Here is a 4,835-nt window from a genome sequence, read left to right on the forward strand (position 1 = left end):
ACTGCCGCTGCGCCTGCTCCGACGTTGCCGCCAAACCCCGACGCCGCGTTGCGGTTTTTGGTGCGATTCCTCCCGATCGCACGCCGAACAATCCAGGCCGACGGGCTAACGCTGTTTTACGTTCGCTACTGGCACCCCATCTTCTCGGCGTGGCGCGAAGACCGTCGCTCGGTAACGGTTCGCTACCATCCCGAGGATCTCTCAAGGATATTCGTCAGTTCGACCAGCAAGGAGTTCATCGAAGTCCGATACGCAGACCTGCGCCGCCCGCCGATTTCACTGCGGGAACAACGTGCAGCGGTCAAGTCTCTGCGCGACGAGGGTCAGCGCGGCATCTCCGAGGTCATGATGTTCCGTACGATCGAGCAGCAACGCCGTCTGGTCTCCGACGCACAAAGCATGGCGCGAAAAGCCAAGCGCCACGGCACGCCGACACGCGAACGTTCGATCGTATGCGGTCCTTCAGGGACGCCCTAGCAATGGACGAGTGATTCTCTGATGCTACCTGTCCACGTGGACAGCTGGGATGAGAGTACATGACAGAAGATCGAGATTTGCGTAGCCGTCTGGTAGTCGGCGCGAAGCGGGATGGTCGCCGGGAATACGATCCGCAAGCCCGCGAGGAACTGGTCCAGTTGTGCATGACGTCCGGCGTTTCGATAGCGCGTACGGCGATGGAATACGGCTTGAACCCGAATCTGTTGCGCGAGTGGATCACGCGCTATCAGAAGACACATGCGGCGCGGAATTCGGCGGAGAAGGAACTGAGGCCAGCAGACAGGGCATCGCTTGATGTCACGCCGCCGGCCTTGCGGACTCACGCGCCCGACGTGCCATCACCATTTTTACCGGTCGTTCAGGGGGCTGTGACGGTTGAAGGAGCGGTGTCCGCGCGCACACCATCGATCACGGTTGCCTTGCACATACGTTTGCCCAACGGTGTTGAGTTCGACATCGCAGAGGCGACCATCGACGAGCTGACCACCGTGGTCCAGATGCTCGGGAGGATGCCGTGTTCCGGTTCGACGATAATCTGAAGGTCTACCTGCACCGCGATCCTGTCGACTTCCGCTACGGCATGAACAGTCTGTCGATTCTCGTCGAGCAGTCGATGCGCCTAAATCCGATGGACACGTCGCTTTACATCTTCGGAAACCGACGTCGTGACCGGATAAAGATTCTTGGCTGGGACGGCAGTGGTTTCTGGCTTTTGATAAAACGATTGGAGAGCAGCCACTTCATCTGGCCAGACAACAAGGCTGAGATCGTGACGATGACGACCAACGTGTTGCACGCGTTGCTCGATGGCGATGACATCACCGCGATACGACGGCATCCGAAGCAGGAATATCGCCGCGTGAGCTGAACAGTGAGGCCGTGCGCTGGTCTAACCCGCCATGCCGATCAATGTCACGATCACCGCCGAGGAATTGAAGGCGTTGCTCGCCGAGCGCGATGCTGCTCGTGCATTGCGAGAAGAACAGGAGGCCTTACGCGGCGCCTTGCGGCTTATGACGGCAGAGCGCGATCTTGCTGAGGAGCGACTCCGAGCCCACCGTCGCGAACTGTTCGGCGCCAAGAGCGAGGCACGAGATTCTGATCAACTTGGCTTGTTCAACGAAGCCGAGGTGCTCGGCGCGAACAGCGCGCCTGCCCAAGAAGACACGCCAGAGACGACGGTTGGCGCGCACAAGCGCAAGAAGCGCGGTCACCGCAAGCCGCTTGATCCCAATCTGCCGCGCGAGGTCGTGCGGCACGAATTGCCCGAAGCCGAACGCTTTTGCACGAACGATGGGCAAGCGCTCGTTGAGATCGGCGCGGAGATCAGCGAGCAGCTCGATGTGATCCCCGAGCAGCTTCGAGTGATCCAACACCAGCGCGTTAAATATGCGTGCCCGTGCTGCGATCTCGGCATCAAGGTCACTCCAGCGCCGCCGCGCATCATCGCGCGCGGACTGTTGAGCGAAGCAGCGCTCGCATGGATCGCCACCGGCAAATATCAGTTCGGCATGCCGCTCTATCGCCAGGCCGGTTTGCTGTGTCGCTTCGGCGGAGACATCTCATCGAACACGATCGCCGCCAGCATGGTTCGCGTTGGCCTCGCGACCCAGCCCGTGATCAACCTCATGCGCGATGCGTTGCTCGATGCCGAACTGATCTACTGCGACGAGACGACGTTCCAGGTACTGAAAGAGAAAGGGCGAAAGCCGCAAACGAAGAGCTACCTCTGGGCGCAGATGACCAATTCAGGCATCCCCATCCGCTGCTTCAGCTATACGCCCGGACGCGGTACCAAGCTGGCCGACAAGCTGTTCACGGGGATCCGCAAGGGCGCGGTTCTGATGACTGATGGCTACGAGCCCTACAACGACATCGCTCAACGCTACGACCTCGTGCACCTCGGATGTTGGGCACACCTAAGACGGTACTTCATCAAAGCGGAGGAGAACGTGCCGAAAGCCGCGCGTTCGCCCGATCTGCTCGCGACACGATTCATCACGCTGATCGGCAAGCTGTTCGCTGCGGAGGCCCGCTCTAAGAAATGGGCAGCTGAGCGACGACAGCGATTGCGACGTCGATACAGCACGCGCATACTCGACGCCATCTACGCTTTAGCCCTCGCGGAGTCGCCGGGTGTCGTACCAAAAAGTTTGCTCGGAAAGGCACTGACCTATCTGCGCGAGCAGTGGCCGAAGCTGATCCGCTACGTCGAGAACGGCACTTGGGCCATCTCGAATAACCCTTGCGAGAATGCGATTCGCCCATTCGTCGTCGGGCGCCGCTCATGGCTTTTTAGCGACACCGTAGCGGGGGCGAACGCAAGTGCAAACCTCTACAGCCTGATCGAAACCTGCAAAGCCGGGGGCATCGATCCCTATCGCTACCTTCACTGGTTGTTCCAACGTCTTCCTCTGGCGAGGACCGTTGACGACTACGACGCGCTGCTTCCTTGGAAGATGCCCGCAGATCTCCGCTGACCCGCATTGCTGACATACATCACGCGCTCTCCGCCTTACTCCGAGGGGCGTCGTTCGTGGATCGCGTACGTTCGATCCACGGAATTTTCGAGCAGGGTTCCAGCTCAAGTCCAGCGAGTACCTCGACGCAGCAACCGGATCCCGTCGATTACAGTAAGCCGGCGACGGCCTACGATGTTGAGCAATGGTGATGCGTAGATGAAATCGACTCCCCTTTCCCATCTACTGCCGGCGACACGGTCACAAGCCCAGCTCGACGATGACGCACGGATTCAATGCCTGTTACGGGATCGCTGGATTGATTACCCACGCGCCACTCAAGCACTCGAGCAGCTTGAACGGTTGTTTGTCACGCCGCGACGCGAACGCATGCCGTGCCTATTGCTACATGGCGATTCAAACATCGGCAAGACGCAAATCACCGCCAAGTTCCGCCGCCGGCATCCCGATGTTTTCGACGAACGCCGCGGCATGGAAATGCGCCCCATCATCTCGATGCAAATGCCGCCGACCCCTGATCAGCATCGCTTCTACTCCTCGCTTCTGTTCGAACTCGGCGCGCCGCACAACGCCGCTGCGGGGTTGGCCGTACTTGAACGTCTCGCGAGGAATCTGCTGCGCCGAATGGCGCCCAACATGTTGATCGTCGATGAAGTTCATCACCTTCTGGCAGGCACATATCGCGAGCAACGCGCGTCGCTCAATCTGCTGAAATTCTTGGCCAACGATCTGCGGGCGACCATGGTACTCGTCGGCACCCGAGATGCGGTTATCGCGCTTCAGACAGATTCCCAGATGGTCAGTCGTTTTACGCCATTCGAAGTACCGCGCTGGAGGGAGAGCGAGGGATTCCGGCGATTACTCGCAGCCTTCGAGCGCATTCTGCCTTTGCGGCGACCTTCTGACCTCGCTCAAAGGGAAATCGCACAATACGTTCTCGCTGCCAGCGGCGGGCTCACAGGCGAGGTTTCCAGAATCCTGAATGCGGCAGCAGAAGCGGGTATTCGCAGCGGCGATGAGTGCATCAAGCTCGAACATCTCGAACATGTGGCCCCCACACACATCCAGTGACGTGCGTCCGTGGCCATTCGCACCGCGGCCCTTCGACGATGAAGCCTTCGGAAGCTGGTTCGGCCGCGTCGCCAGCCGTTACAGGCTGAGCATTGATCGAATGTGGGTGGCCAATCAACTGGGACCCTTGCCATCCCTGACCAACGCCGGATGGATTCTGTTCGCTCCCGTCGACAACCGTGTGCTTGACACACTCGCCGAACTCGCACGGCTCGACATCGCTCGGCTAGCGCACATCCAAACGCGTACCGACTGGATGATTCCGCGAAGGCATCTACCCTATTGCTTCCGTTGCCTGGTTTTGAACCCGGCGGACGTTACTGCGCCTCGCTGGAAGCGGACGTGGCTCGATCCCGCCGCAGGCTACTGTGACGAACACCGTGAGCCGTTAGAAACAGTACGTGCATCGACGATACGTCAAGCAAGCAATATGGAACATCTATTGAAGCTGGTCAGCCGCTACCGCAAAAAACGCGAGGTTCGCCGAATGCGCCTATATTAGCGGAAATGTTGCACCCATTAGCGGAAATAGTGAACCTCAACAACTGCGAACGGGAAGCGAACCGCGAGCGCACCGAGAAGGTCTAGCTGAAGCAACTTAAATTGCTTCCGTCATGGTTTGCGCGAGGGGAACGAGCCCCGGCTGAGCGAGGTCATGGCGCAAAGCCGCAGGTCTCTTGTGATCGCTTTACTGCGGATTGACATAACACCCGGTCACATCCGACACACACACAACCAGTACGGCCACCCATTTCCACACGCCACCTACCACCGGCGCCGCCGGGC

At 59.4% G+C, this 4,835-nt stretch carries 6 protein-coding genes; all 6 read left to right on the plus strand.

Features of this window, described 5'->3' with window-relative positions; genetic code table 11:
• Positions 1 to 477, plus strand: a 477-nt coding sequence (locus BG60_RS35845; protein ID WP_034474599.1) for a Mu transposase C-terminal domain-containing protein, incomplete at its 5' end; no start/stop codon positions are given.
• A gap of 59 nt (positions 478 to 536) precedes the next feature.
• Positions 537 to 1,037, plus strand: a complete 501-nt coding sequence (locus tag BG60_RS35850; RefSeq protein ID WP_033535844.1) for a transposase — start codon at positions 537 to 539, stop codon at positions 1,035 to 1,037.
• Positions 1,013 to 1,366, plus strand: coding sequence for an IS66 family insertion sequence element accessory protein TnpB (gene tnpB, locus BG60_RS35855; protein WP_008344887.1), 354 nt, complete (start codon positions 1,013 to 1,015; stop codon positions 1,364 to 1,366). The genes BG60_RS35850 and tnpB overlap by 25 nt, the downstream gene beginning before the upstream one ends.
• A gap of 31 nt (positions 1,367 to 1,397) precedes the next feature.
• Positions 1,398 to 2,978, plus strand: a complete 1,581-nt coding sequence (tnpC, locus tag BG60_RS35860; RefSeq protein ID WP_033535843.1) for an IS66 family transposase — start codon at positions 1,398 to 1,400, stop codon at positions 2,976 to 2,978.
• A gap of 198 nt (positions 2,979 to 3,176) precedes the next feature.
• Positions 3,177 to 4,049 (plus strand): TniB family NTP-binding protein, encoded by an 873-nt coding sequence (locus BG60_RS35865; RefSeq protein WP_008344892.1) that lies wholly within the window; start codon positions 3,177 to 3,179, stop codon positions 4,047 to 4,049.
• A complete protein-coding gene (locus BG60_RS37755; protein WP_008344894.1) occupies positions 4,024 to 4,551 on the plus strand; it encodes a TniQ family protein in 528 nt (175 codons plus the stop codon). Before BG60_RS35865 ends, BG60_RS37755 begins: the two co-directional genes overlap by 26 nt.
• Positions 4,552 to 4,835 lie beyond the last annotated feature (284 nt).

This window comes from Caballeronia zhejiangensis (assembly GCF_000698575.1).
Lineage (GTDB): Bacteria > Pseudomonadota > Gammaproteobacteria > Burkholderiales > Burkholderiaceae > Caballeronia > Caballeronia zhejiangensis.